Annotated in this window: 22 protein-coding genes, 1 tRNA gene and 1 pseudogene; 10 read left to right on the forward strand and 14 right to left on the reverse strand. The window is 61.6% G+C overall.

What is annotated here, in order from left to right:
- The first annotated feature begins 1 nt into the window (after nt 1).
- The 3 genes from EAV90_RS10995 to EAV90_RS11005 all read left to right on the forward strand — a co-directional run bounded on the left by EAV90_RS10995 (nt 2) and on the right by EAV90_RS11005 (nt 2,137).
- Nucleotides 2-640 carry an RraA family protein gene (locus EAV90_RS10995; RefSeq protein ID WP_122400595.1) on the forward strand — a complete coding sequence of 213 codons (639 nt, stop codon included), beginning with the start codon at nt 2-4 and terminating at the stop codon, nt 638-640.
- Between the two features lie 26 nt (nt 641-666).
- A complete protein-coding gene (locus EAV90_RS11000; RefSeq protein WP_129143395.1) occupies nt 667-1,038 on the forward strand; it encodes a cupin domain-containing protein in 372 nt (123 codons plus the stop codon).
- A gap of 142 nt (nt 1,039-1,180) precedes the next feature.
- A complete protein-coding gene (locus tag EAV90_RS11005) occupies nt 1,181-2,137 on the forward strand; it encodes a tripartite tricarboxylate transporter substrate-binding protein (RefSeq protein ID WP_129143396.1) in 957 nt (318 codons plus the stop codon).
- Nucleotides 2,138-2,201: 64 nt separating this feature from the next.
- Here the strand turns inward: EAV90_RS11005 and EAV90_RS11010 are convergent, their stop codons facing one another.
- Nucleotides 2,202-2,495 carry a GYD domain-containing protein gene (locus EAV90_RS11010; protein WP_014490344.1) on the reverse strand — a complete coding sequence of 98 codons (294 nt, stop codon included), beginning with the start codon at nt 2,493-2,495 and terminating at the stop codon, nt 2,202-2,204.
- 106 nt (nt 2,496-2,601) lie between these two features.
- Entirely contained in the window at nt 2,602-2,955 is a 354-nt protein-coding gene (locus EAV90_RS11015; protein WP_129143458.1) for a VOC family protein, read from the reverse strand.
- Between the two features lie 142 nt (nt 2,956-3,097).
- Here EAV90_RS11015 and EAV90_RS11020 point away from each other — a divergent pair.
- Together EAV90_RS11020 and rnhB are read left to right on the forward strand one after the other, a co-directional pair.
- A tRNA-Arg gene (locus tag EAV90_RS11020) sits at nt 3,098-3,174 on the forward strand.
- A gap of 1,079 nt (nt 3,175-4,253) precedes the next feature.
- Nucleotides 4,254-5,078, forward strand: a complete 825-nt coding sequence (gene rnhB / locus EAV90_RS11025; protein WP_129143397.1) for a ribonuclease HII — start codon at nt 4,254-4,256, stop codon at nt 5,076-5,078.
- Between the two features lie 31 nt (nt 5,079-5,109).
- Here rnhB and ligD read toward each other — a convergent pair whose 3' ends face one another.
- From ligD to EAV90_RS11050, 5 genes are all read right to left on the reverse strand, one after another.
- Complete coding sequence (gene ligD, locus EAV90_RS11030) at nt 5,110-6,057, reverse strand: non-homologous end-joining DNA ligase (RefSeq protein ID WP_129143398.1); 948 nt, start codon at nt 6,055-6,057, stop codon at nt 5,110-5,112.
- Nucleotides 6,058-6,247: 190 nt separating this feature from the next.
- Entirely contained in the window at nt 6,248-6,445 is a 198-nt protein-coding gene (locus tag EAV90_RS41645) for an LLM class flavin-dependent oxidoreductase (RefSeq protein WP_407194545.1), read from the reverse strand.
- Between the two features lie 295 nt (nt 6,446-6,740).
- Nucleotides 6,741-8,414 (reverse strand): arylsulfatase, encoded by a 1,674-nt coding sequence (locus EAV90_RS11040; RefSeq protein ID WP_164936872.1) that lies wholly within the window; start codon nt 8,412-8,414, stop codon nt 6,741-6,743.
- Nucleotides 8,395-9,393 (reverse strand): formylglycine-generating enzyme family protein, encoded by a 999-nt coding sequence (locus tag EAV90_RS11045; RefSeq protein WP_129143399.1) that lies wholly within the window; start codon nt 9,391-9,393, stop codon nt 8,395-8,397. Before EAV90_RS11045 ends, EAV90_RS11040 begins: the two co-directional genes overlap by 20 nt.
- Before the next feature lie 391 nt (nt 9,394-9,784).
- Nucleotides 9,785-10,150 carry a hypothetical protein gene (locus EAV90_RS11050; RefSeq protein WP_122400602.1) on the reverse strand — a complete coding sequence of 122 codons (366 nt, stop codon included), beginning with the start codon at nt 10,148-10,150 and terminating at the stop codon, nt 9,785-9,787.
- A gap of 508 nt (nt 10,151-10,658) precedes the next feature.
- On the opposite strand from EAV90_RS11050, the gene EAV90_RS11055 reads away from it, so the two are divergent.
- The gene (locus EAV90_RS11055) at nt 10,659-11,747 is read left to right on the forward strand and encodes a SphA family protein (RefSeq protein WP_245509492.1); all 1,089 of its coding nucleotides are present in this window, start codon (nt 10,659-10,661) and stop codon (nt 11,745-11,747) included.
- Nucleotides 11,748-11,975: 228 nt separating this feature from the next.
- Here EAV90_RS11055 and EAV90_RS41650 read toward each other — a convergent pair.
- Nucleotides 11,976-12,452: pseudogene (locus EAV90_RS41650) on the reverse strand (hypothetical protein); the annotation flags it as partial.
- Between EAV90_RS41650 and EAV90_RS11065 the strand changes: the two are divergent.
- Nucleotides 12,343-12,738 carry a site-specific integrase gene (locus tag EAV90_RS11065; RefSeq protein ID WP_407120370.1) on the forward strand — a complete coding sequence of 132 codons (396 nt, stop codon included), beginning with the start codon at nt 12,343-12,345 and terminating at the stop codon, nt 12,736-12,738. The pseudogene EAV90_RS41650 and the gene EAV90_RS11065 overlap by 110 nt on opposite strands.
- 737 nt (nt 12,739-13,475) lie before the next feature.
- Here EAV90_RS11065 and EAV90_RS11075 read toward each other — a convergent pair.
- Complete coding sequence (locus EAV90_RS11075) at nt 13,476-14,906, reverse strand: DUF1254 domain-containing protein (RefSeq protein WP_129143401.1); 1,431 nt, start codon at nt 14,904-14,906, stop codon at nt 13,476-13,478.
- Between the two features lie 258 nt (nt 14,907-15,164).
- Here EAV90_RS11075 and EAV90_RS41210 point away from each other — a divergent pair, with 258 nt between their 5' ends.
- Complete coding sequence (locus tag EAV90_RS41210; RefSeq protein ID WP_283810462.1) at nt 15,165-15,287, forward strand: hypothetical protein; 123 nt, start codon at nt 15,165-15,167, stop codon at nt 15,285-15,287.
- Entirely contained in the window at nt 15,280-15,816 is a 537-nt protein-coding gene (locus EAV90_RS11080) for a winged helix-turn-helix transcriptional regulator (RefSeq protein ID WP_430644725.1), read from the forward strand. The genes EAV90_RS41210 and EAV90_RS11080 overlap by 8 nt, the downstream gene beginning before the upstream one ends.
- 120 nt (nt 15,817-15,936) lie before the next feature.
- Here EAV90_RS11080 and EAV90_RS11085 read toward each other — a convergent pair whose 3' ends face one another.
- The 5 genes from EAV90_RS11085 to EAV90_RS11105 form a co-directional block, all read right to left on the reverse strand.
- A complete protein-coding gene (locus EAV90_RS11085) occupies nt 15,937-17,559 on the reverse strand; it encodes an ABC transporter ATP-binding protein (protein ID WP_129143402.1) in 1,623 nt (540 codons plus the stop codon).
- A 1-nt stretch (nt 17,560) separates the two neighbouring features.
- On the reverse strand, nt 17,561-18,400 hold the full coding sequence (locus EAV90_RS11090; protein ID WP_162500086.1) for an ABC transporter permease: 840 nt from the start codon (nt 18,398-18,400) through the stop codon (nt 17,561-17,563).
- Nucleotides 18,397-19,368 (reverse strand): ABC transporter permease, encoded by a 972-nt coding sequence (locus EAV90_RS11095; RefSeq protein WP_122400607.1) that lies wholly within the window; start codon nt 19,366-19,368, stop codon nt 18,397-18,399. Before EAV90_RS11095 ends, EAV90_RS11090 begins: the two co-directional genes overlap by 4 nt.
- Before the next feature lie 78 nt (nt 19,369-19,446).
- Nucleotides 19,447-20,997, reverse strand: coding sequence for an ABC transporter substrate-binding protein (locus EAV90_RS11100; RefSeq protein WP_129143403.1), 1,551 nt, complete (start codon nt 20,995-20,997; stop codon nt 19,447-19,449).
- A 59-nt stretch (nt 20,998-21,056) separates the two neighbouring features.
- Nucleotides 21,057-21,830 (reverse strand): class II aldolase/adducin family protein, encoded by a 774-nt coding sequence (locus EAV90_RS11105; RefSeq protein WP_122400609.1) that lies wholly within the window; start codon nt 21,828-21,830, stop codon nt 21,057-21,059.
- 146 nt (nt 21,831-21,976) lie between these two features.
- Here EAV90_RS11105 and EAV90_RS11110 point away from each other — a divergent pair, with 146 nt between their 5' ends.
- Nucleotides 21,977-22,681 (forward strand): GntR family transcriptional regulator, encoded by a 705-nt coding sequence (locus EAV90_RS11110; protein ID WP_122400610.1) that lies wholly within the window; start codon nt 21,977-21,979, stop codon nt 22,679-22,681.
- Nucleotides 22,682-22,710 lie beyond the last annotated feature (29 nt).

A 22,710-nucleotide genomic window follows, 5' to 3' on the forward strand; every position in this document is an offset into this window, starting at 1 on the left:
CATGACGATCACCATCGCAGCGAGCAGCGTGCCGAAGCCGCCGGCCGATATCATCGAAGGTTTCAGGCACGCGCCGACCTCGGTGATCTCGGACAATCTCGCCCGGCTGCCGGGCGCAGTGGGGCTAAGGCCCTATCACCGCGGCGGCAAGCTGGTGGGGACGGCCTTCACCGTGCGCACCCGTCCCGGCGACAATCTCGCCATTCACCGTGCGCTCGAACTGGTCGGGCCCGGCGACGTCATCGTGGTCGATGGCGGCGGCGACGAGACGCGCGCGCTGGTCGGCGAGATCATGAAGAACATCGCGCAATGGCGCAAAGCCGAAGGCTACGTCATCGACGGCGCGATCCGCGATGTCGCGGCCTTCGCAGCGGACGACTTCCCCTGCTATGCGCGCGCGGTGATCCATCGCGGCCCCTACAAGAACGGTCCCGGCGAGATCAACGTGCCTGTCACGGTCGGCGGCAGCGTCATTTCGCCCGGCGACATCGTGGTCGGCGACGAGGACGGCGTGGTGTCGTTTCCGGCCGCCGGTGCTGCCGCGCTGCTGGACGCGGTGCGCGCCCAGGTCGCGCGCGAGGAGGAGACCATGAAGGCGATCCGCGAGGGCCGCTACCAGGGCTCCTATGGCAAAGCTTGATCGCAGAAGAACGAGGGGAGGATGACGTGAGCCAGAAGGACGAATTCCACAACATCGACAATCCCGGCGACGGGCTGTTTCGCGAGCTTGCAGCCGGAGTGACCACGCGCATCTTCTCCGGCGAGCAGGCGATGCTGTCGGTGGTGACGCTGGCGCCGCATGCGCAAGGCGCGCTGCATCATCACCCCGAGGAGCAATGGGGCGTGCTGCTCGACGGCTCGGCGATCCGCGTTCAGGGCGATGAGGAAGTCCCGGTGAAGAAGGGCGATTTCTGGCGCACGCCCGGCAACGTGCCGCACACCATGCGGGCCGGCCCCGACGGCGCCCGCGTGCTGGACATCTTCAGCCCGCCGCGGCCAGAATACAAAAAAGCAGGGACGGGCTTCGGCACGACCTAAAGCATGATCCGGAAAAGTGCGAAGCGGTTTTCCGGAAAGATCATGCGTAAACAACAAGCTAAAGCGCGATGACGATTCATCCAAATCTCATCGCGCTTTAGCGCTCAAAAGTAGAAAAGCGCGAAACAAAAGGGAGGGGACCATGACGATCACACGGCGGGCCCTGCTGGCCGCGCCCGCCATCCTCGCGATGGCACCGGCAAGCGCGCAAGCCTCGAAAATCACGCTGGTCGTGCCGTTCCCGCCGGGCGGCTCGACCGATGCCATGGCGCGGCTGCTGCAGAGCAACCTGCAGACAAAGCTCAACCGTATCGTCGTGGTCGAGAACAAGTCGGGCGCCGCCGGCGCGCTCGGCGCAGCGCAGGTCGCCAAGAGCCCGGCGGATGGTGCGACGTTCCTGGTGACGTTCGATTCGCATGCGGTGATCCCGTCGATCCTCGACAAGCCGCCCGTCGATGTCGAGCGCGAGCTGATGCCGGTGTTGCTGATCGGCACCGCGCCCTACGTGATCGCGGCCGGCGCCGGCCGTCCCTACAAGAGTTTTGCCGACGTGGTGGCCGCCTGCAAGACGACGCCCGGCGCGGTGAAATACGCCTCCGTCGGCATCGGCACGCTCGGCCATCTCGCCATGACCGTGCTCGGCAGCAAGGCCGGCGTCGACATCATGCACGTGCCCTATCGCGGCGGCGGCCCGGCCATGAACGACGTGCTCGGCGGCCATGTCGATCTGATTGCGGGATCGGCGGCGCTGGTCGCAGCCCAGCTCGGCACCAACATGCTGCGCCCGATCCTGCAGCTCGGCCGCGAGCGGCTGCAGGCCCTGCCGGATACGCCGACCGCGATCGAGGCCGGCTTTCCCGATTTCGAGACGCTGGCCTGGTGGGGCATCTTCGCGCCCGCGGGCACGCCGCCCGACATCGTCTTGGCCATGGCGACCGCGTCCCGGGAGATCCTGAGCGAGCCCGCGACTGCCGCCCAGCTCAAGGAGACCCAGCACATGACGCTGCTGCTCCAGGACGGCCCCGCCTTCAAGACCTTCTTCGACAAGCAGGTCGCCTATTGGGGCAAGGTGGTCAAGGACAACAACATCAGGGCGTAAGAGGCCTCAGCCCGGGATTGCCATCCCGGGTCCGGTGGCAGGTCCGGTGCGCTCGCGCTGAGCGTCAGAGCATCTTGCCAACGATCTTCGTCATATCCGCTGCCGAAAACGCGCGCAGCGTTTCGGTGCGGACATTGCCGAGTGCGCTGAGACTAAGGCTGAGCGACATCGCTGCAGCCTCATCTGGAGCCTCGAGAACGGTCACAACGTCATATCGTCCCTGCGTCCAGACGATCTCTTTCACAGTCACGCCGAACGTTTTGGCCATCTCCTTGAAGGCTTCGGCCCGCTTCGGCGAGTCCTTGACGTTGCGGACTCCCTGATCCGTGAAGTTGCCTAGCACAACATAGGTTACCATGGTCGTCCTCCCTGGTTAGAACTTGAGGAAACCGCGCCGAGCTTGCCACGGCGGCTGAGACGGCGCCACTTGCGCGTTGGAACGTCAGCAGATGCGACTTATTCGGTCAGGACAACGGCCGAGCGAAACTGAGCTCATGGCCGTCGGGGTCGGTGAGATGGAAGTAGCGCTCACCCCATTCGGCATCGCGCGGCGTGGTGGACGGCGGCCACCCGGCGGCACGCGCCTGTGCGTAGGTCTCGTCGACATCGGCCACGTAGAAGATGACCCGGCCCCACCAGGACCAGCGCTTGTCTTCCGGCTGCGCAGTCAGGTTGAGATAGCCGGTGCCGGCGCGAAAGCTCGTGAATGCGGCGGCTTCACCGCCATACAGCAGCTCGAATCCGAGCGAGCGATAGAAATGCACGGCACGCGCCATGTCGTGGGTGCCGAGCGTGATGGCGCTGATGCTCTCGATCATGTGGGCTGCTCCGCCAAGAGGGATCTCGGCGCATTGTACGGCCGCCTTGCTCAGCTTGCAGATGATCTGGCCCGCCTTGCGGCTGGCGAACCGCATCCTGCTCTGCTATGAGGAGGCCGAACCCGCAGCTATCGGGTTCCGCGGTCCCGTAGCTCAGCCGGATAGAGCGGCGGTTTCCTAAACCGTAGGTCGGAAGTTCGAGTCTTCCCGGGATCGCCAGCCTCCGACCGCAAGAAACCCTATAAGCAAAGGGATTTGTGCTTCGTACGCGCTCCGTTCCGGTGAAAAACTCGCGCCAAAACGATATTACCGTCGATTACGCTCAGTACCATTGATTTCAACGGGTTACGCCCCAGTACCGTCTGTTCCGTGCAACACGGATGCAACACGGACGAGGTGTCGTGTTCGTAATTCGTTTCCTTTCCAATAGACAATTCGAAGCTCGTTTTCTGGACATTCCAGTCCGACAAATGGCCTGTGTTGGAATGAGATCGGAGGCGGCTTCGAGACTTCCGCACGAGCTGTAGCATGACCCCGCCGAGGGTGCCGCCGACGAAGCGCGCGCGGTGGCGATTCGGCTACTCGAAACTCGGCGCGGCTTCGCAGAGCGGAGTTGCTGTCTTTGGGGAAATGTCTGCTAAGTTGTGCCGACAGCCCTCACATCGAACGATTGGCTTCCGATATGGAATTGGACGCAAAGCCGCCCGTCGAAGGCACAAATTTTCGATTCACGATCTCGGGCGGTATCGGCACCACCCGCATCACTGTGCAAAGTGAACGGAAAAATGCTGCACGACGGCGATTGCCCCGATCCGCCTTGTCACGCGGAGATGCGCATACCCGCTGTCGTGGGGAACCGAATTGGTGGTGATCGCCAAGGACTCTCACCAAGCTGGATCTAGACCGCAAGCTGAAGACGAGGACGGCAACGGAAACGCAGCCGATACGGCCGAGCATTCTGGACTTCATCGCTAATTACCGCGATCTGCAGGATCTCGACAAAGCGTCTCCGCGAGATCTTTATGTGACGATCAAGGCCATGCGCATCAAGAAGAAAAGTCCAGAAGCGGCCACCCCCGGCGGTGCTCCCAAGGCCGGCAGCGAGGCGCCAAACGGTTCCGACTTCGACGACTGATGCTTGGCCCTCCAATCGATATGTTGTGCCCGCTGTGAGGGTTGCAGACGCTTAAGTCCGCGAGGCCATAGCAGCCTCACTCGTCTTCGGCATGGGTTAATTTCAGACAATCGCCACAAAGTTAACCGACACGCGCCTTACAGTCAGTCTCCACAAGACCGCCATGTCCCAGTATTCACTCGATGTATTGCGTCAACGCTATGTCGTCGAGAAAAGACCGCTCGAGACCAGCGTGGAGCAGATCTTACGGGCCGACGGCCGCGCGGGAGCGCGTGCCATCTTGGCTGCAATCGATAAACGCCGCTTCGAAAATAGGTCCGAAGGCCAACGCCTCCGCAAGATGCTCCGCTTCGAGACCTCTCTCTGGGAGAGCGGCCATCATGCCGTGGCAGGCGTGGATGAGGCCGGAATGAGCCCTCTCGCCGGGCCGGTCTCCGCCGGTGCCGTGATCCTGAAACCTGGCACGCGGATAGTCGGGATCGACGACTCGAAAAAACTCGACGCCGCGGCTCGCGAAGAACTCGCGAAGGAGATCAAGGAAAAAGCAGTGAGTTGGTCTGTAGCGTTCGTCGAGGTCGAGGAGATCGACGCGATCAATATCTATTGGGCAGGCATCCAGGCTATGCAGCGTGCCGTCCAGGGGCTGGGCTTGACGCCGCAGCACTTGCTGATCGATGCGAAGCGGTTGAAGCAAATCGACATCCCGCAGCAGGCCATCATCAAAGGCGATGCCAAGTCAGCCAGCATCGCCGCCGCCTCAATCCTCGCGAAAGTCGAGCGCGACACCGTCATGCGAGCGGTCGACGTGCGTCACCCCGGCTACGGATTCGCGGACCACAAGGGTTACCCGGTGCCGGCTCATTATGAGGCGCTCGCCAGGCTTGGTGCATGCGCAGCTCACCGGAGGTCGTTCGGACCCGTCCGCAAGGCTCTCGGGCTACCGCCCCTGCCGCCCTGGCCTTCGGCATCCGAGCGATCCGTCGGCTGAACTCTAAGTCGTACGCTTCGTCTGAAGGGCATTATTTTCGCGACCGGCTCTTTTCGCGAACGACATCCTTGGCCTGTTTGTCTGACCGCAGACCGAGATAGACCGGCTGGCGCAGCTCGCCCTTGCTGGTCCACTCCGCGAACTTCACTTCCGCAACCAATGAAGGGCGCACCCAGGTCGTGACCTGCTCATCCTTCACCTTAGCAGGGAAGGGCGACTTGGCGGTCTTGAGCTTCACGAGCTTGCCGTGAAGCTCTTCGAGAGCTTGGTGGCTGAAGCCGGTGCCGACGTGGCCAATGTACCGCCATGCACCGTCTTCGCGTACCGCCAGCACGAGAGCGCCGAAGAAGGGCCGGGTTCGCCTGGGTGCCGTGAAGCCGGCGATTACAACCTCCTGACGCTGCGCGGTCTTCACTTTCAGCCAGTCGGGGGTCCGGCATCCGGACGCGTATGGGCTGTCGGCGCGCTTGGCCATGATGCCTTCGAGATGTCTCTGCTCAGCTTCTGCGAAGAACTTCGTTCCGCTGCCTTTGCGGTGCTTGCTGAACGCGATCAGCTTGTGGCGGGGCAGGATGGCCCTGAGCCGCTTCTTGCGCTCGAGGAGCGGCAGCGCACGCAGGTCCTCACCATTTGCGAACATCAGGTCGAACGCGCAGTAGAGAAGCTTAGCCTCGTGGCGCAGGGCGTTTTGAAGCAACTGGAAATGGGATACGCCATCAGTTCCAATCGCGACGAGCTCGCCATCGATCACGGCATCGGCCTTCACGCCTTCAAGTGCTTTCGCGACCTCCATGTAGGAGTGGCTGATGATTTTCCCGTTTCGGCTGTAGAGCGCGACCTTACCGCCCCGGATTTCCGCGACCATGCGGAAACCATCGAACTTGTCCTCGAAGACCCAATTGGGATCGTCGAACGGTGAATCGGTCAGCGTGGCCAGCATGGGCTGCAGGCGGCGAGGCAGGGTTGATTTTCGGGCCATAGCTGGACGATGGGACTAGAGAGGGACGGCAACTAGCACGATGCATCGTGAGTTCCCCGCGAGAAGTGAAGGCCTGGGTGTAAAATTGAAGATGGCGGAGTCCGAGACCTACACCGTTAGCCGACAAAGCGTGCCTGCCGCTTTTGGCACCCCATGGTTGCCTCGATGCTCGTCCTCCTGCTCTGATTTGCTAGGAAGGTATAATCTCGACGCGTATTGCGCCGAGCGCAGCCACTCCCCTCCCGGCGATGATCTCTGTGCGGCCGCCGGACACCAGGTCGAGCGAAGCATATTCCTCGAAGACGCGGACCGGGTCTGCGGCTCCCAGGATGGTGATTGCGCTGGTGAGACGTATCTGCCGTGTACGCGCCGCAACGGCCCGAGCAATATCGCGGGAGCCGAATCGAGAAACTCGTCGGTGTGGTGTTCGCCGATTCCGTAGATGTGGATGCCGAGCTCATCGGCGAGCTGGATCTCCTCCAGCACATGGTTGACGACCTGCGTCGGCAACTCCTCGAGCGTTTCCCCGCGCGGCGCGAAGAACAGCGGAGGTGCGAGCTTGGTCCCCGTCGCTACATGATGTTGTCCGACGGGCGCCCGCGGCCGGCACCCGCCATCGCGCATTCTACTTGCCGGCATGCGACTGCATGGTCTCGATCGGCAAGCAGCCAATCGCGGTCTTGTCACTTTGCCACGGCATGCCTCGCCGCCTCGATCTGGGCTTTTACCGCTTCGAGATTGAAGCTCGCTCCCCTCTGCATCGGCGGGAATTCGATGGCCGTCTTGGCCAACTCCTCCACTTTCTGCTGTATGAACACGAAGCGCCAGAATTCGTACTGGAACCAACCGAAGTAATGCTGCGCACCGTTCTTGGTGCCATTTTCCGGCCAACCCGTTCGCTCGAACGGATCGAGGCGCAGATTGGTAATGTAAGGCACATCGACCTTGCCCTTTTCACCCAGCCAACCCGCGGGCTGGTCGATGAAGCGGTACTTGTAGTCGTCGATGCGTATGGCACCTAGCGTGCTCTCGCCAAAATACCAGATCTCATGCCTGTTCGACGGCCCCTTGCCGGTGATCATGTCCATCTGGTTGTAGCCGTCGAGATAGACCTTGTAAGTGCGGTCGCCGATCTGCTTGCCCTTCTTCAGCTCCTCGGCAATGTTCGGATTTCCTGCGGCCGCCACCAGAGTCGGGAACCAGTCTAGCCCCGACATGATGCCGTTCTCGACCTTGCCGGCCGGCACGCGGCCTGGCCAGCGAATCATGGCCGGTGCACGATAACCGCCTTCCATGACCGTGCCCTTTGATTGCGCAAACGGCGTCTGTCCGCCATCTGGCCACGTGAAAACCTCAGTGCCGTTGTCGGTGGTGAAGACGACGATGGTGTTGTCGTCGACACCCATGTCCTTGAGCTTCTTCATCACCTCGCCGACGATATCGTCGAGCTGCGCCATGCCTGCTTCATGAATGGTCCAGCCGTTCCTCGAGTTGCGCATCGCCTCATACTTCTGCGACAGGTGAGTGACGATGTGCATGCGCGTTGGGTTGAGCCAGAGGAAGAATGGCTTGTTGTCGGCCTTGGCCTTCTCGATGAACTTGAAAGAAAAATCGCGAATTTCGTCGTCCACCGTCTCCATGCGCTTGGGATAGAGCGTGCCGGCATCCTCGATCCTCTGCTTGCCGACCTTGCCCCAACGCGGGTCGACGGTTGCATCGTCGCTGTCGGTCGCCCAGGAGTGAACCATGTTGCGCGGACCCACCACGTTCAGCAGCTCTTGCGGGTAGCCGGGGTGCGCGGGGTCTTCCATGGCGTCGAGATGGTACAGATAGCCGAAGAACTCGTCGAAACCGTGCACGGTCGGCAGAAACTCGTTCTTGTCGCCCAGGTGGTTCTTGCCGAACTGGCCGGTGGCGTAGCCCATTGACTTGAGCACATGGGCGATTGTCACGGCCTCCGCCGGAATCCCGATCGGCGCGCCGGCCTGACCAACCGTCGTCATGCCGGTGCGGATCGGCAACTCGCCGGTGATGAAGGCGGCGCGGCCGGCGGTGCAGCTTGCCTCGGCATAGTAATCGGTAAACAGCATTCCTTCGGCCGCGAGCTTGTCGAGGTTCGGCGTTCGTCCAGCCATCATGCCGCGGTGGTAGGCACCGATGTTCCAGATGCCGATGTCATCGCCCATGATGACGACGATGTTGGGCCGCTGGCCGCTCGGTGCCTGCTGCGCCTGGGCCAGTGCCTTTTCAACCGATGCGGCAGCGCCCAATGCGGACGCTGCCGCCAGGCTTGTCGTCGCGAGCAAAACGTGGCGACGGCTCATATCGCGTGAGGTGTTATCCTTGTCCTCGCTCATCATTTGCTCCCTTCCTTATGATGCATCGAAAACCAACGTGGCTCGTGGACGTATCCACCGCTTCCGCATGACGCGCAGCCGGGCGGTAGCGACGGCAGTAGCTCGGCGCGCAGAGATGCGAGCCGCCCTTGAGAACCTTGCGGGGAATTTTGATCCTGGGCAGAGACGGATCGTGGCTGTCTTGCTCTTGTCCGCCGCGCGGATTATGCGGAACACAGCAGGCTTTGGGGGCGTCGGGCTCATGTCTGGTAGACCACCAATCCGTGGTCCACTCCCAGACGTTACCGATCATGTCATGGAGACCGTAGCCATTCGGCGGGAACGCCGTTATCGGCGAGGTGCGGGCGTGACCATCGCCGTTGAGATTTTCGTACGGAAACGCGCCTTGCCAGGTGTTCGCCATTGACCTGCCGCCGGGCATGAACTCGTCGCCCCAGGCGAACTCGGCTCCGTCGAGGCCGCCGCGCGCGGCAAACTCCCATTCGGCTTCGGTCGGCAAGTCCTTGCCAGCCCATATCGCGTAGGCCTCGGCATCGCGATAGGCAATGTGGACCACGGGATGATCGTCGAGGCCGCTGATCGAACTGCGGGGGCCGTATGGCCGGCGCCAGTTGGCGCCAAATTTGAAACTCCACCATTGCGACCAGTCGCGCAAATCGACCGGACGCTTCGGTGGCGTGAAAACCAGCGAGCCGGCCTTGAGCATGTGCGGCAGCGCGCCTGGATAGTCCTTTGCCTCGGGCCGCGTCTCCGCTGACGTCACGTAGCCTGTTGCGTTGACGAACTTGCGAAAATCGCGATTGGTGACCGGCATCCGGTCCATCCAGAAGCCGCTCACCGAGACGCGATGGACGGGTGCCTCTTCGGCGTAGTGCCTGTCGGAGCCCATGCGGAACGTGCCGCCCGGAATCCAGTTCATGCCACCTTGGCTGGGCTCATCCGACAAAGGTACGCCTGCCGCAACGCCAACGTCGTGCATGGGCTACTCGCAGCGAACGAGAAGTTACGAGCGCCGCCCCGAGCATTTCAAAAATCTTTCCGACAGCTTTCCAGCATCGGTTCTGCGGGGGAGGAGCGCGGCTCAACCATTAGTCAGTCAACATGACAATCGAACATCTGAACCGGTGGCAAGTTCGCAGCCACACAACCTTCTTTTATTGATCTAGATCAATCCAGCCAGCTCGCCTTCCTTGTCGAGGGCCCCTGACGACTATGCAAGACACAGAAGGCTGTGGCGTCATGAACTCAGCCGTTCAATAGACCTCCGGCTGAACTCGAGTATGCCGATTTCGCATGGACCAACGGCGACGGTGTGGGCTTATCTTTTCCCGATCATGCCCTGGCAGCAGACATCATGGCGCCAATACGGGCTAGTTTGGACCCTTCTTCTTTTTGCTCGCGCCCTTCAAGGCTGCTGCCGAGGTCGTGACTGATCCATCGGTCATTTGAAGACAGGTCAAGAGATCGACATAGCTCGCTTCGCCTATCGTCGCCTCTCCCTCACACTGGGACCTGACAGCCGGGGAGTACGAAGACCAAATCGGGCCCAGCTGTTCACGCGCTGAGTTCTCATCGCTCAAACACTTGTCGAAACTCTGCGGTAGGCTCAAACTCATCGCCTTGTCGGCTTCTACCGATGCTCTGCAAGTAGCCTCGACGTTGAATTTTGGGATAGCATCGGAAATGGGCGTCAACAATTGAGTAGCCGCCGCCATGGCCATGATTGCGGGGTGCATCGGATATCCTTTCCTTCACAAAAAACAAACAGGCACGAGCGATGCCGCCAAGTCGCATAACGATTTGTGAGAAGTACCCATTGCGTCCTCCGATCAAAGGCTCGCTTCGCGGGAATATGGCTTCGGCTCCAACGTCGCCATAACGACTGGCCCTTCTTTCAAGAGAAAACCAATCTTGGGCGACGTCCGAAACGATGGTCGTTAGAAAGGAAAAAGAGGTGGCCAAGTCACAACTGTCTGCGAACTGGGCAGCACGAGATGCTTCCAGCAACGCGTTCTGCTTTTATTGATCTAGATCAATCACGCCAGTGGCTGATGCCTTGTCGAGAGCGCCCTGATGGTGATGCAAGAACGGCGGGGCTGTGGCATCTAGGACACAACCTTTCAACAAAACTCCAGATGAATGCAAGTTTGCCGATTTCGCATGGACGTGCGCCAGCATACTGTTTCCGAGTTCGCACCGGCCGGAGCCGGCAATGGCGCGATCGCGAGAGTCGGGGGATCGGCGATGCGGTACCTTGGATCGGGTTTAGGACGTAGATTTTCGCGGCGGCATTCGAGTGTTGGGGCGATTGCCGCTCTGCTGGTGCTGTCCAACCAGGCGGCTCGCGCCGATGAAAATGGCATCAGCTTTTGGGTACCCGGATTTTTTGGCAGCCTCGCGGCCGTTCCGCAGCAGGCACCGGGCTGGTCGGTGACCTCGATTTATTATCACACCTCTGTTTCCGCCGGCGGCGACGTGGCGCGGTCGCGCGAAATCACGCTTGGTCGCTTTCCCGCGAATCTAACGGCCACCGTGAACGCGAACGTCAACGCGAACGTGGATCTTGGCCTTTTGGCCGGAACTTACACCTTTGCGACACCCGTGCTGGGTGGTCAGGCTTCTGCCACCCTGTTGGCGTCCTACGGCTCCAACTCCACGTCGTTGGCCGGATCGCTCGTTGGGACATTGACGGGACCGGGCGGCGGCACGCTCCCGTTCTCGCGCTTCGACAGCATCGACAGCTCGCTCATTGCATTCGGCGACCTGATCCCGCAGTTCGCGCTGCGCTGGAATGCCGGAGTCAACAATTACATGACGTACGTTACCGCTGACCTCCCGGTCGGCGCCTACCAGTCGACCCGCCTGGCGAATTTGGGGATCGGACACTGGGCGATCGACGCGGGCGGCGGCTACACCTATTTCGATCCAAAGACCGGGCATGAATTTTCGGCGGTGCTGGGATTCACCTACAACTTCGTCAACCCCTCCACTCAATATCAAAGCGGCGTCGACATGCATCTCGACTGGGGCGCATCGCAATTCCTGACCAAGCAGTGGCAGGTCGGCCTCGTCGGCTACCTCTATCAGCAGCTCGGCTGCGACAGTGGCTCCGGCGATCGCGTCGGCTGCTTCCGGTCGCGCGTGGCCGGCGTCGGCCCGCAGGTCGGCTACATTTTCCCGGTCGGAGACATGCAGGGATATCTGAACCTGAAGGGCTACGGCGAATTCGCCAACGAAAATCGGCCAGCAGGCTGGAACGTTTGGCTGACGTTCAATCTTCAGCCCGCGGCGCCAACGCCGCCGACGTCCACAAGGCCGAGGTTCACAAAATAAGGATGCCGTGACGCTGCTGATCGCGCTGAAGGAATTCCCGCAATTCACGGAAGTTGAGAGACGCCCAGCGCCCGGACCGGGACCGAGACGACGTTTGGCGAACGCCACGGGGTCGAGACCCGCATGACCCGGGATGCCCAATTCATGTGTGAAGATATCGCTCACGACAGCAGCGACCGGCCCCTCACAATCGACAACGGGCGCTCCGGAGGAGCCGTGATCGATGATGAGGCGATTGGTTCCGTCATACATTTCCAGAAGTGCCATGCCGGCCAACTTCTCGTCGTCTCCGAACCGAACGAACCGACCTCCAACGAGCTGAGGGCGCCCGGCTGAATAGGCAACCGTCCAAACCGGTTCTTCCGGAGCGAGCGGCTCCTTGCGGATGATGGCGGTTCGCGACGATGAGGCGGCCCGTTGTAGTTCGATCACGGCCAGCCTTTCCATCTGACTACCCGCTAACCGGTGGATACGTGCGGGGACGGACTGGCCACCGTCCTCGCCGTCAATCGGCGTCCAGTCCTGATGCGAGAGATTCATCGCTGTCGCGACGTGCTCCGCCGTCACGATCGTGCTCGGCGAAAGAAACCAAGCGGTGCCCGTCGGCGCAAAGCCGCCGCTCCGTCCCAAGCACGTCTGGTCAATCCGAACCAAGCTCCAGGTCGAAGGTCGAACGCGTGATCTGGCGCTTTTCAACGTCGCCATCGACAGCAAGCTGCGCGGCTGCGATGTAGTCGCATTGAAAGTCGATGACGTTGCGCCAGGCGGGTATACGGCCGATCGCGCGATCGTCCGACAGAAGAAGACCGGTCGACCAGTCAAATTTGAACTAACGGAATCGATCCGTCAGGCCCCCACAGGCGGTCCGGGCCAAACTCAGACAAAAGGTTCGGAGACAGGCGGTCTGCTCACTGGCCCGGTTGAGCAGGTGGGCTGGGCCAATCCGATCGCAGATTGTTCGGGTTATTTCGATCGAATAAGTCCTGCCTAGTAAGGCCGCTCAGGCGAGGATCAATTGCGGATTCAATTCTGCGAAGCTCATGGCTTCGTGTGACTACGACCCCGGGTCTTACGACGCAATTAGCAGGATAACCAGCGTGTTGGCAGTAAACTACGGCACTCCCCGTTCCAGTGCTTCCAGCTAAGAACACAATTATTAGCGACGCCGACAATGCGATTGATCGCCGCATTTTTGCCTCCCGTGGCCAACCCAATCCTATGGCCAATCCACGAAGAAGTGTGGCGCTATTGCCAAAAATGGCAAGAGTCATTGGACAACGGATTTCCGCTTCGGGTCTTGGTTGTGTGAAAACACCATGACGCTTGACCGCGAGAGAAGAAGTTGTTCGTCCAACACCGATGTAGCCCTCAAGCTCTCAAGCGCCTTCAACGTCAAGGGACGAATTGAGAATGCAATTCTAGTCGTATCGATCTTTGCGTTTTTACAAAGCCAGGGTCATGAGCACCTGTTCGAACCGCCGTTCTCTCGCGTCCGGTTTACCCCGACGAGGAGCGGGCTCGGGCCGCACTTCGCTTTCGGGCCAGAAGCCGAAATGGCGGCATTGCCCTGCTCGACCCGTTTTAGTTCTGGACGTCAACATCGGCTCGTCAAACATTCCAGTCCTTCCGGGGGTGCCTCAAAAGACGCCGCGTAAGAGCTGATTTAGGTCAGGATCGACATTAGCGATGATGCCGGCCCACCACGATGGGCCGGCATGATGTAGATCCTCAAGCGCCGACCTTCTTGGCGGTAGGAACTGTCCATGTGCCGTTGATGATCGACGGGTCTGTTTCCTGCGGCCAGTACATGCGCAGCATGAGGATGAAATCTCCTTCAGGCGCGGGAAGCCAGTTTGCCTCCTTGTCTTTACCCGGCGAGTCCTTCTGGATGTAAAGATCGGTTGAGCCGTCCGGGTTTTCCTTTAGGTCCTGGCGCGCGCTGATCGAGTAGCGGTTGAGCGGATTGTTCACAAAGAAGTAGCTGCTGTCGTACATCGTGAGCGACCAGAATCCTTCGGCGGGAGGCAGGTGGCCCTTGGGAAAACGCATCACGTACTTGTTCGCGCCATTGTACTTTTGACCATCTGCATCCTTCTGCGAGGTCGGATAAACCGCATCCTGCGGGCGGTTGGCGCCGAGGCCAATCGCGGTGACCAAGGCTCGCATCAGATAATCGGTGCCGTAGATGCCGGTTTTCGTCGTGAAGGCAAAGCCATTCTCGTCCCTGATGGCCTTGTTGATCTTGAATTGAAGCATAATCCTGTCGAACGACAATTCCGGTACGCGCTTCAGGAAATCCGCCTTCAGCTTGCTCTCGTCAAACTCCTGTCCGGGGACGATGCCGATGCGCGCGAACTTGGCAAGCTGGGGCGCGTCGGCGGCGTAAGGCGGATTGGCTTTCATGAGCTCACAGAGCAGCTTGAAATACGCTCCTGCATCCATGCGGTTGACCTGTTCGCGCACGGCCGTCTTCATGTCGATCAAGGGATCGACCTTTCCCGGAGGCGGTGTGTACGGCTTGCCATAGGCACTGAGCGGAACGAGCTTGCACTCGTCCTGCAGCTTGTGCACGGCTGCATAGTCCTCCGGCGTGCCGGTACAATAGATGCGGCCAAGCAGCCACACGATGTTTGTCTGCGACTTGTACTCCTTCACGCCATCCGGCAGCATGCCTTTCCATCCAGGGCCGGTGATCGCGTAGGTCTGGGCCCCGGTGCCGGTGGTGCGTTTGCCGGGCACCTGGAAAACCGTCGTCCAACCGTCCAGCATCGGCATCAGGAAATAGCGTCCGTTCATGTCTGGGATGCTGAGGACCCATGGTTCTTTCCCGACGTCGAAAAATGAAGTCGTGTAGAGGGTGTCCGCGTTCGGTGCCGTGACGTCCTTGAACGAGGCGTCGGGATAGTGGCGCAACTTGATGATGTGGCCCATCGGCCCACGCGTGCCCACGGGTTCGGCGACGTTGGTTATGATCCGCCGGGTCATCTCCATCGTGACCAGCGGATAGCCGAATACATAGGCGTCGCTTGCGAGCCAGAGATCCTCCAAACCTTCGCCTACGCCAAGGAACGCATCCTGGGCCAAGGCCGACCGTGCCGCAGTTGCTCCTGCCAGCAGTCCTATTCCACCAAATGCCACGGATCGACGGGTGAACTTCATCCCATTTCCTTTCCTGAAATCAACTCACACTGACCGCAGTGATCTCAGGTTCGGCTAGCCGGTCACGGGCTTCTTTGATCTTGATCAATGAAAGGTTGCAAGAAGGGCAGCCCCGCGCGGGGCTACGATGGCGACTGTTCTGCGAAGCTCAATAGCCAGATGGATAGGGACGACTTCCGCTAATGGGATGGACCGGCCGTGCTTCGGCCCCGACAGCACGCAAAGCTGGCCCGGGACAGCGAAGAGACGGAGCACGCCATGTCTCAGCAAGCCAACTGCGCAATAGCCGTGATCGGCATCGATATCGGCAAGAACTCGTTCCACGTTGTGGGGCGCCAGATCCGCAAGGTAAGAGAAAAAGGCTTCTCCAGGATTGGTTGAGGACGCCAATGCGCGCGCAGCGCTGACGGATGCTTCCGGGCGGTCCAGCACGACGGCCTCGAACAGCGCGCCCCTGGTACTAGCTCGAAGTGTCGCAGCCCAATTCCCGTATGCCACGCAACTCATGAAGGCTTCGTTCGTCTTGTGGAGCCGTGGCGACTTCGATGTAGAACGCTGCCCAGTGCGCGAGATCCTCAGCCATCTGGGCGACAAGTGGACCACGCTCATCGTCATTGCTCTCGCCGAAGGACCACATCGGTTCAACGAGCTTCGTCGCGCTCTCCCCGACATCTCCAATCGCATGCTCACGCAAACCTTGCGGGATCTCCAGCGCGACGGACTTCTGTATCGTCAAGTCTTCCCGACCAAGCCGCCAAGCGTCGAGTACTGGCTAACGCCGCTCGGACGGTCACGGCTCGATCCGCTCGCGGCGCTCGTCACCTGGGCGCAGAACACCCATGCCGATGTCAAGACGGCGCGATCGAAATTCGACAGGAGCGGGTCGGTTATCGCTAATGTCGATTCCTAACCGGCGCGTCCGCCGGCAGGCACCGGGGCCGTTGCTCGCAAACTATGGGCTGGACAATCCGCGGTTCCTCAAGCAGCTGCGAAGATCGAGGCTCTTGCTGATCGGCACGCAACGCATCGATCAGGCCGCACGTGACGAGGAAGTCTGGCCGGGAACGGCGGCGAGCAGCTCGCGCGTGTAGGCGTGCTCCGGTGCCGAGAACAAGGCGGCCGTCGGCTTCAGCTCGACGATGGCGCCGCGCTGCATCACTGCGATGCGGTCGCAGATCTGCGCGGCGACGCGCAGATCATGCGTGATGAACAGCATCGACAGGCCGAGGCGTTTCTTGAGGTCTTCCAAGAGATTGAGCACCTGCGCCTGAACGGAGACGTCGAGCGCGGAGACAGCCTCATCGGCGACGATGATCTCGGGCTCCAGCGCGAGTGCGCGCGCAATCCCGATGCGCTGGCGCTGGCCGCCGGAAAATTCATGCGGATAACGCTCCAGCGCGCTGGCATTGAGGCCGACGAGGCCGAGCAGTTCGCCGGCGCGCTTATGGGCCGTTGCGGCATCGGTGCCATGCGCGATCGGTCCGTCGGCGATGATATTGCCGACCTTGCGGCGCGGATTGAGCGAGGCGAACGGATCCTGGAAGATCATCTGGATGCGGCTGCGCGCCTTGCGGAGCTCCTTGCCGCCGATCCGGGTGAAGTCGATATCGCCGAGACGGATCGTGCCCTGGTCCGGCTCGATCAGCCGCATTACGAGCCGCGCCACCGAGGATTTGCCGGAGCCGGATTCGCCGACCAGTCCGAGCGTCTCGCCCTTGAGGATATCGAAATTGACCTCGTTGGCGGCGCGCACGCGGCGCTCCGGCTGAAACCAGCCACCGCCGGAGACATAGGTCTTGTCGAGGCCGACGACTTCGACCGCCTTGGCACGGCCCGCGAGCGGCGCGCGCTGCGGCGGCTGCATCGATGGCACAGCCGCAAGAAGGGCGCGAGTATAGCTGTGTTGCGGGCGCAGCAGCACATCGTCGGCCGCGCCTTGCTCGACCACCTTGCCGTGCTGGAGCACGATGACACGGTCCGCGATATCGGCGACGACGCCGAAATCATGGGTGATGAACATGACCGCCATGTTGCGGCTGCGCTGAAGGTCGCGGATGAGCTTGAGGATCTGCGCCTGCGTGGTGACGTCGAGCGCCGTGGTCGGCTCATCCGCGACCAGCACGGCCGGCTCCAGCGCAAGCGCCATCGCGATCATGGCGCGTTGGCGCTGGCCGCCGGAAAGCTGGTGCGGATAGGCGCGCATCGAACGTTCGGGGTCGGGCAGGCCGACCTCGCGCAGCAGCTGCAGCGCCTTCTGCGTCCGTTCCTTCGGCGTCAGCAAATTGTGCGCCTCGAACATTTCGGCGATCTGCTCGCCGATCCGCATCAACGGATTGAGCGCGGTCATCGGCTCCTGGAACACCATCGCGATGTGGCGGCCGCGCAGCGCGAGCCAGCCGGTCTCGTCGAGGGCGAGCAGGTTGTGGCCGTCATAGACGATCTCGCCGGCCTCGCGGCCGATCGTGTCGGGCAACAGTCCCATCAGCGCGTGCGCGCACATCGATTTGCCGGAGCCGGACTCGCCGACCACGCAAAGGATTTTCCCGGGTGTGAGATCGAGGGAGACGTCGTCGACGGCGTAGCGGCGGTCCGCGCCGGGCGGCAGCGCGAGCTTCAGGTTCTTGATCGAGACGACGGCCGTTGCGGCGGACATGTCAGCGTCCCTCCTTGTTGAGGCGCGGATTGAGCGCGTCGTTGAGACCTTCGCCGATCAGGTTCAGCGCGAGCACCGAGATCAGGATCGCGATGCCGGGAAACACCGTGATCCACCAGGCTTGTCGGATCACCGTGCGCCCGGCGCCGACCATGTAGCCCCAGGACATCAAATTGGGATCGCCGAGGCCGAGGAAGGAGAGCGAGGATTCCAGCAGGATCGCCGTTGCGACCATCAGTGAGGCCAGCACGATGACCGGCGACAGCGCGTTGGGCAGGATCTCGCGCCAGATGATCCAGCTGTGGCTCTGACCGGTGACCACGGCGGCCTGGACATATTCGCGGGTGCGGAGCGACAGCACCTCGCCGCGGACGAGGCGCGCCACCGGCGGCCAGCTCACGATCGCGATCGCCAGCACGATCGAGACGATCGAGGGCTGCAGGATCGCGACCAGCACGATCGCGAGTGCGAAGCTCGGCACGGTCTGGAAGAACTCCGTGAAGCGCATCAGGGCGTCGCCGATCCGGCCGCCGAAATAGCCGGCCATGGCGCCGACGGGAATGCCGACCGCCAGCGCGGCCATGGTCGAGACCAGGCCGACCAGCAGCGAGACGCGGGCGCCATGGACGATGCCGGCCAGCACGTCGCGGCCGAGCGCGTCGGTGCCGAGCGGCAGGCCCGGCGCCGTGAACGGCGGCAAGAAGGGACGCTGCACCATGCGCCAGGGCGAGGTCGGAAACAGCAGGGGACCGAAGACCGCAACAGCGACCGCCAGGATGAGGATCATGAGGCCAATCACGCCGCCTGGATTGCGCAGCATCGTGCGCCAGAAATTCATCATGACGCGAACTCGATGCGCGGATCGACCGAGCGGTAGATCAGGTCGGTGATCAGGTTGAAGGCAAGCACCATCGCCGAGCAGACGACGAAGACGCCGAGCAGGAGATTGTAGTCGCGCTGCAAGAGCGCCTCGTACATCAGTCTGCCGATGCCGGGCCACGCGAACACCGTCTCCGTCAGCACGGCGCCGCCGACCAGCGTTCCGGCTTGCAAGCCGGCAAGCGTCACCACCGGCAACAGCGCGTTGCGCAGCACGTGGCGGCGCTGGATCACGGCATTGCGCAGGCCCTTGGCCCGCGCGGTCTTGACGAAGTCATGCCGCTGCACCTCGAGCATCGAGGCGCGGGTCATGCGGGAATAGGTCGCCATGAAGAACAGACCGATCGTCGTCGCCGGCAGGATCAGATGGGCGCCGACGTCGAGCACGTGGGCAAGACCAGTGTAGTTTGCGCCGACCGTTTCGTAGCCAAAGCTGGGCAGCCAATCCACCGCGACCGAGAACAGCAGGATCGCCATCAGTGCCACCCAGAACAGCGGCGTTGCGTAGAAGATCAGCGAGAATATCGTGACGGCGGTATCGAGCCAGGTGCCGGCGAAGCGTGCGGCGAGCGTGCCGAAGAGGATGCCGAGCAGAAGCGATATCGCAAACGCCGTCAGTGTCAGCAACAGCGTCGCCGGTAGCCGCTCCACGATCAGTTGCGACACCGGCGCCTGCTGCCGGAAGGAGAAGCCGAGGTCGAGGGTCGCGATGCCCTTGACATAGATGAAGAGCTGCTCAGGCAGCGGCTTGTCCAGGCCGAATTTTTCCCGCAACTGATTGACGAACATCTGGTCGCTGGCGCCGGCTTCGCCCGCCATCACGACAGCCGGATCGCCCGGTGCCATGCGGATCAGCATGAAATTGAGCACCACGATCGCGAACAGAACGACAATGGCCTTTGCAAGTCTCTGGGCAATGAATGCGAGCATCGGTGATCTCGGTTGCGTTCGAGAGGGGACAGGAGGAAGCCGCGGCGCCTTGAAAGCGCGGCGGCTTCGTGGGATCGTCTACTTGTCGAGCCAGGCGTCGCGGAAGCCGTCGTTGACGCCGATCGCGGTGGTGATGAGGTTCTTGACGTTGCAGCGTGTGATGGTCGGGAACTGCAGTTCAAGCAGCCAGGCCACCGGCACATCGTCGACAAGGATCTTCTGCGCCTTGTCGTAAAATGGTTTGCGTGCCGAGTCGGAGAAGGCGACCGCGCCGTCGGCAAACAACTTGTCGATTTCCGGGTTCGAATAACCTTCGACGTTGTTGAACGGATTGCCCTTGAGGATCTGGCTGGAGACATAGGTGCGGCCGACGCCGAGCGCGGGATCGCCGTACTGATAGACATAGGTGAAGGCGATATCGTAGTCCCATTCCGAGGTCCGCTGATTCCACCCGGCGACATCGGTCGCGACCATGTCGACATTGATGCCGACATCCTGCAGGTTCTGCCGCACCGCCTCGGCCCAACGCTGCCAGGTTTCGCCATAGGGCAACGGCAGCAGGCGGACCTTCTCGCCGTTGTAGCCGGCTTCCTTCAGCAGAGCCTTGGCCTTGGCCGGGTCGTAGTCATATTTCGGCACGTCGCTGCTGTAGTACTTGATCGATGAGCCCGACGGACCGGTTGCGACGTTGCCGAGGCCGTTCCAGATCACGTCTTTCGCGAAATTGCGATCGAGCGCGTACATCACGGCCTGGCGGAATTTCTTGTTCGCGGTCGGGCCCTGGCGATTGTTCAGCCACAGCCAGGAATGCGGGCTGAAGAATTCCCAGCCGGCGCCGGTGACGCAGACATTCTTCAGCTTGGAGAGGCGCGGCACGTCGAAATTCTCGACCGAGCCGCCCGGCAGCACGTCGACCTTGCCGGTCTCGAACGCCACCGCGCGCGCGGCCGCATCCGGGATCACGTGCCAGTAGATCTCGTCGAGGTTCGGCTTGCCCTTGATGTAGTAGTTCGGGTTCTTGACCAGGCGAATGAACGAACCCTTCTGCCATTCCTTGAACATGAAGGGGCCGGTGCCAACAGGCGTGTTGTTGGCCGGATTGGTCTTGAAATCAGTGCCCTCATAGAGGTGCTTCGGGATCATCGGCAGCGAGCCGACCTCGAAGACTCCGAGGAACGGCCCGAACGGCTCCTTAAGGTTGAAGATCACGGTGCTGTCGTCAGGCGTCTCGATCTTGTCGACCTGCGCGAAATTGCTGCGCGCGCGGGGATGGGTCTGTTTGAGGAACTCGATCGAGAACACGACGTCGGCAGAGGTGAAGGGCTTGCCGTCATGCCAGGTGACGCCCTTGCGGAGCTTGAAGGTGTAGGTCTTGCCGTCCTCGCTGACATTCCAGCTCTCGGCGAGGCCCGGCAGCGGCTCGAGTTTCGGGCTGTAGCGGAGCAGGCCTTCATAGATATTGCCGGAGACCATCTGGGTCGGGCCGTTCTGTACCAGGCCCATCATCAGGCCCGGCGGTTCGGGCTGGATCACCGCGTTGATCATGCCACCGGTTTTCGGCTCTTGCGCGTACGCCGCAGTGCTCAGCGCACTCGCTACCATCAGGCTCAGCAATACTCGCTTCAACATGTCCAATCTCTCTTCTGGTTGGATGTTCCCGGGCGCGGCTCCGGGACAAGGACTTACGACTAGCTCACGAAATCAGGATCGGTCCGCTCCAGCATGCGCTTGAAGGCGGCCCATTCCGTGTCGGGCATGCCGTTCAGTTCGATGCTGTCGTAGAAGGTGGCGTATTGGCCCGCGGTCTTGTGTGCGACGGCATCGGAGAGCGGTGCGATCTCGGCGCCTGCGGCCTGGATCGCGAGCTGCGCGCGGCAGGAACGTTCCAGATTGTGCATTAGCTTGAAGGCCTCTGCGATCGAGCGGCCGCAGGTCAGCATGCCGTGATTGCGCAGGATCATCACATACTTGTCGCCGAGATCGGCGACCAGGCGTAGCCGCTCGTCGAGGTCGAGGGCGATGCCCTCATAGTCGTGGTAGGCGAGGCAACCGGTGAACTGCATCGACCATTGATTGAGCGGCAGCAGGCCCTGCTTCTGGCAGGACACTGCGACGCCGGCAACGGTGTGGGTGTGCAGCACGCATATTGCGTCATGACGCGCGGCGTGCACTGCGCTGTGGATGGTGAAGCCGGCCGGATTGATGCCAAGACCAAGCGGGTCGTCGATGATGTTGCCGTCGAGATCGACAGTGACGAGGTTCGATGCCGTCACCTCCTCGAAGCGCATGCCGTAGGGATTGATCAGGAAGCGGTCGTGCTGGCCCGGAAGTCGCGCCGAGATGTGGGTATAGATGCTGTCATCGAGCCCGAGCCGGTGGATCAGTCGGTAGGCCGCGGCGAGGTCGATGCGGAATTGCTGGTTCTGGTCCTTCACACCGTCGGGCCGCACATGCGTCGTCATCGTTGCTGCTTGTCCCTCTCCGCGGGCCGTTCTGTTGAGTTGCAATGCCCGCGTCACTAAACTGTCGACAATCTAAGGTTTGATCAAGACTAAACTGTCGACAATCGGCGATTAAATAATATACAAGGGTCGAAAATGGACCTTTAATGCGCACGATTTCCCCTCCGGTCGGCTTGCCGGCCCTCAACGAGACCGACCTTGTCCGCCAGGTCGCCCGCCGCCTGACTGAAGCCATCGTCCAAGGGCGGCTGCCGCCGGGATCAAAGGTCGTCGAGGCCGGAATCGCGCGCGAACTGGGGGTGAGCCGGGCGCCGGTGCGCGAGGCCGCGCGGCTGCTCGAGCAACAGGGCTTGCTCGTCGCCAATCCGCGCCGCGGCTTCTTCGTCCGGCAGTTTGCCGCCGATGATATCGACGAGATCTACGACTTGCGTCTCTGCGTCGAGCGTCATGCCGCGGTGCTTGCCGCGCGCAACCTGACGCCGGAGACGCGCGACAAGCTGCGCCGGCAAATCGACGTGCTGCACGAGACCGCCGATCTCGACGATCCGGCGCGGCAGGTCGAAGAGGACTACCGCTTCCATCGCCTGATCTGCGAGATCGGCGGTAACCGGCGGATGCTGCGGGTGTTCGACGATCTCGCCTCGGAGCTGCGCATGGTGATCGGCCTGATCGGCCGCCTCTATGACGATCCGCACGAGGTCGCGCGTACGCATGAGCCGGTGCTCGCTGCGATCGAAGCCGGTCATCCCGAACGTATCGTCGCGCTTATCGACTACCACATCGGTGTTGCCTGGCGCGAAGTCGGACGGCTGGTGCGCGAGATTCCTCCTTTGCCGCTTGCGGCGAAATAGACGCGCGTGATCTTGCTCAGGCGCAATGT

Origin of the sequence: Bradyrhizobium vignae (genome assembly GCF_004114425.1) — a bacterium.
GTDB classification, from domain to species: Bacteria; Pseudomonadota; Alphaproteobacteria; order Rhizobiales; family Xanthobacteraceae; genus Bradyrhizobium; species Bradyrhizobium vignae.

Bases quoted from the DNA above. Each gene is read 5' to 3' on its own strand.
- EAV90_RS11085 (WP_129143402.1), bottom strand. From the start codon at position 17,559: ATGTCCGCCGCAACGGCCGTCGTCTCGATCAAGAACCTGAAGCTCGCG.
- EAV90_RS11040 (WP_164936872.1), bottom strand. From the start codon at position 8,414: ATGAGCGAGGACAAGGATAACACCTCACGCGATATGAGCCGTCGCCAC.
- EAV90_RS11005 (WP_129143396.1), top strand. From the start codon at position 1,181: ATGACGATCACACGGCGGGCCCTGCTGGCCGCGCCCGCCATCCTCGCG.
- EAV90_RS11090 (WP_162500086.1), bottom strand. From the start codon at position 18,400: ATGATGAATTTCTGGCGCACGATGCTGCGCAATCCAGGCGGCGTGATT.
- EAV90_RS11100 (WP_129143403.1), bottom strand. From the start codon at position 20,997: ATGTTGAAGCGAGTATTGCTGAGCCTGATGGTAGCGAGTGCGCTGAGC.
- EAV90_RS11010 (WP_014490344.1), bottom strand. From the start codon at position 2,495: ATGGTAACCTATGTTGTGCTAGGCAACTTCACGGATCAGGGAGTCCGC.
- EAV90_RS10995 (WP_122400595.1), top strand. From the start codon at position 2: ATGACGATCACCATCGCAGCGAGCAGCGTGCCGAAGCCGCCGGCCGAT.
- rnhB (WP_129143397.1), top strand. From the start codon at position 4,254: ATGTCCCAGTATTCACTCGATGTATTGCGTCAACGCTATGTCGTCGAG.
- EAV90_RS11050 (WP_122400602.1), bottom strand. From the start codon at position 10,150: ATGCACCCCGCAATCATGGCCATGGCGGCGGCTACTCAATTGTTGACG.
- EAV90_RS11105 (WP_122400609.1), bottom strand. From the start codon at position 21,830: ATGACGACGCATGTGCGGCCCGACGGTGTGAAGGACCAGAACCAGCAA.
- EAV90_RS11015 (WP_129143458.1), bottom strand. From the start codon at position 2,955: ATGATCGAGAGCATCAGCGCCATCACGCTCGGCACCCACGACATGGCG.
- EAV90_RS41210 (WP_283810462.1), top strand. From the start codon at position 15,165: ATGTCTCAGCAAGCCAACTGCGCAATAGCCGTGATCGGCATCGATATC.
- ligD (WP_129143398.1), bottom strand. From the start codon at position 6,057: ATGGCCCGAAAATCAACCCTGCCTCGCCGCCTGCAGCCCATGCTGGCC.
- EAV90_RS11045 (WP_129143399.1), bottom strand. From the start codon at position 9,393: ATGCACGACGTTGGCGTTGCGGCAGGCGTACCTTTGTCGGATGAGCCC.
- EAV90_RS11075 (WP_129143401.1), bottom strand. From the start codon at position 14,906: ATGAAGTTCACCCGTCGATCCGTGGCATTTGGTGGAATAGGACTGCTG.
- EAV90_RS11110 (WP_122400610.1), top strand. From the start codon at position 21,977: ATGCGCACGATTTCCCCTCCGGTCGGCTTGCCGGCCCTCAACGAGACC.
- EAV90_RS11095 (WP_122400607.1), bottom strand. From the start codon at position 19,368: ATGCTCGCATTCATTGCCCAGAGACTTGCAAAGGCCATTGTCGTTCTG.
- EAV90_RS11055 (WP_245509492.1), top strand. From the start codon at position 10,659: ATGCGGTACCTTGGATCGGGTTTAGGACGTAGATTTTCGCGGCGGCAT.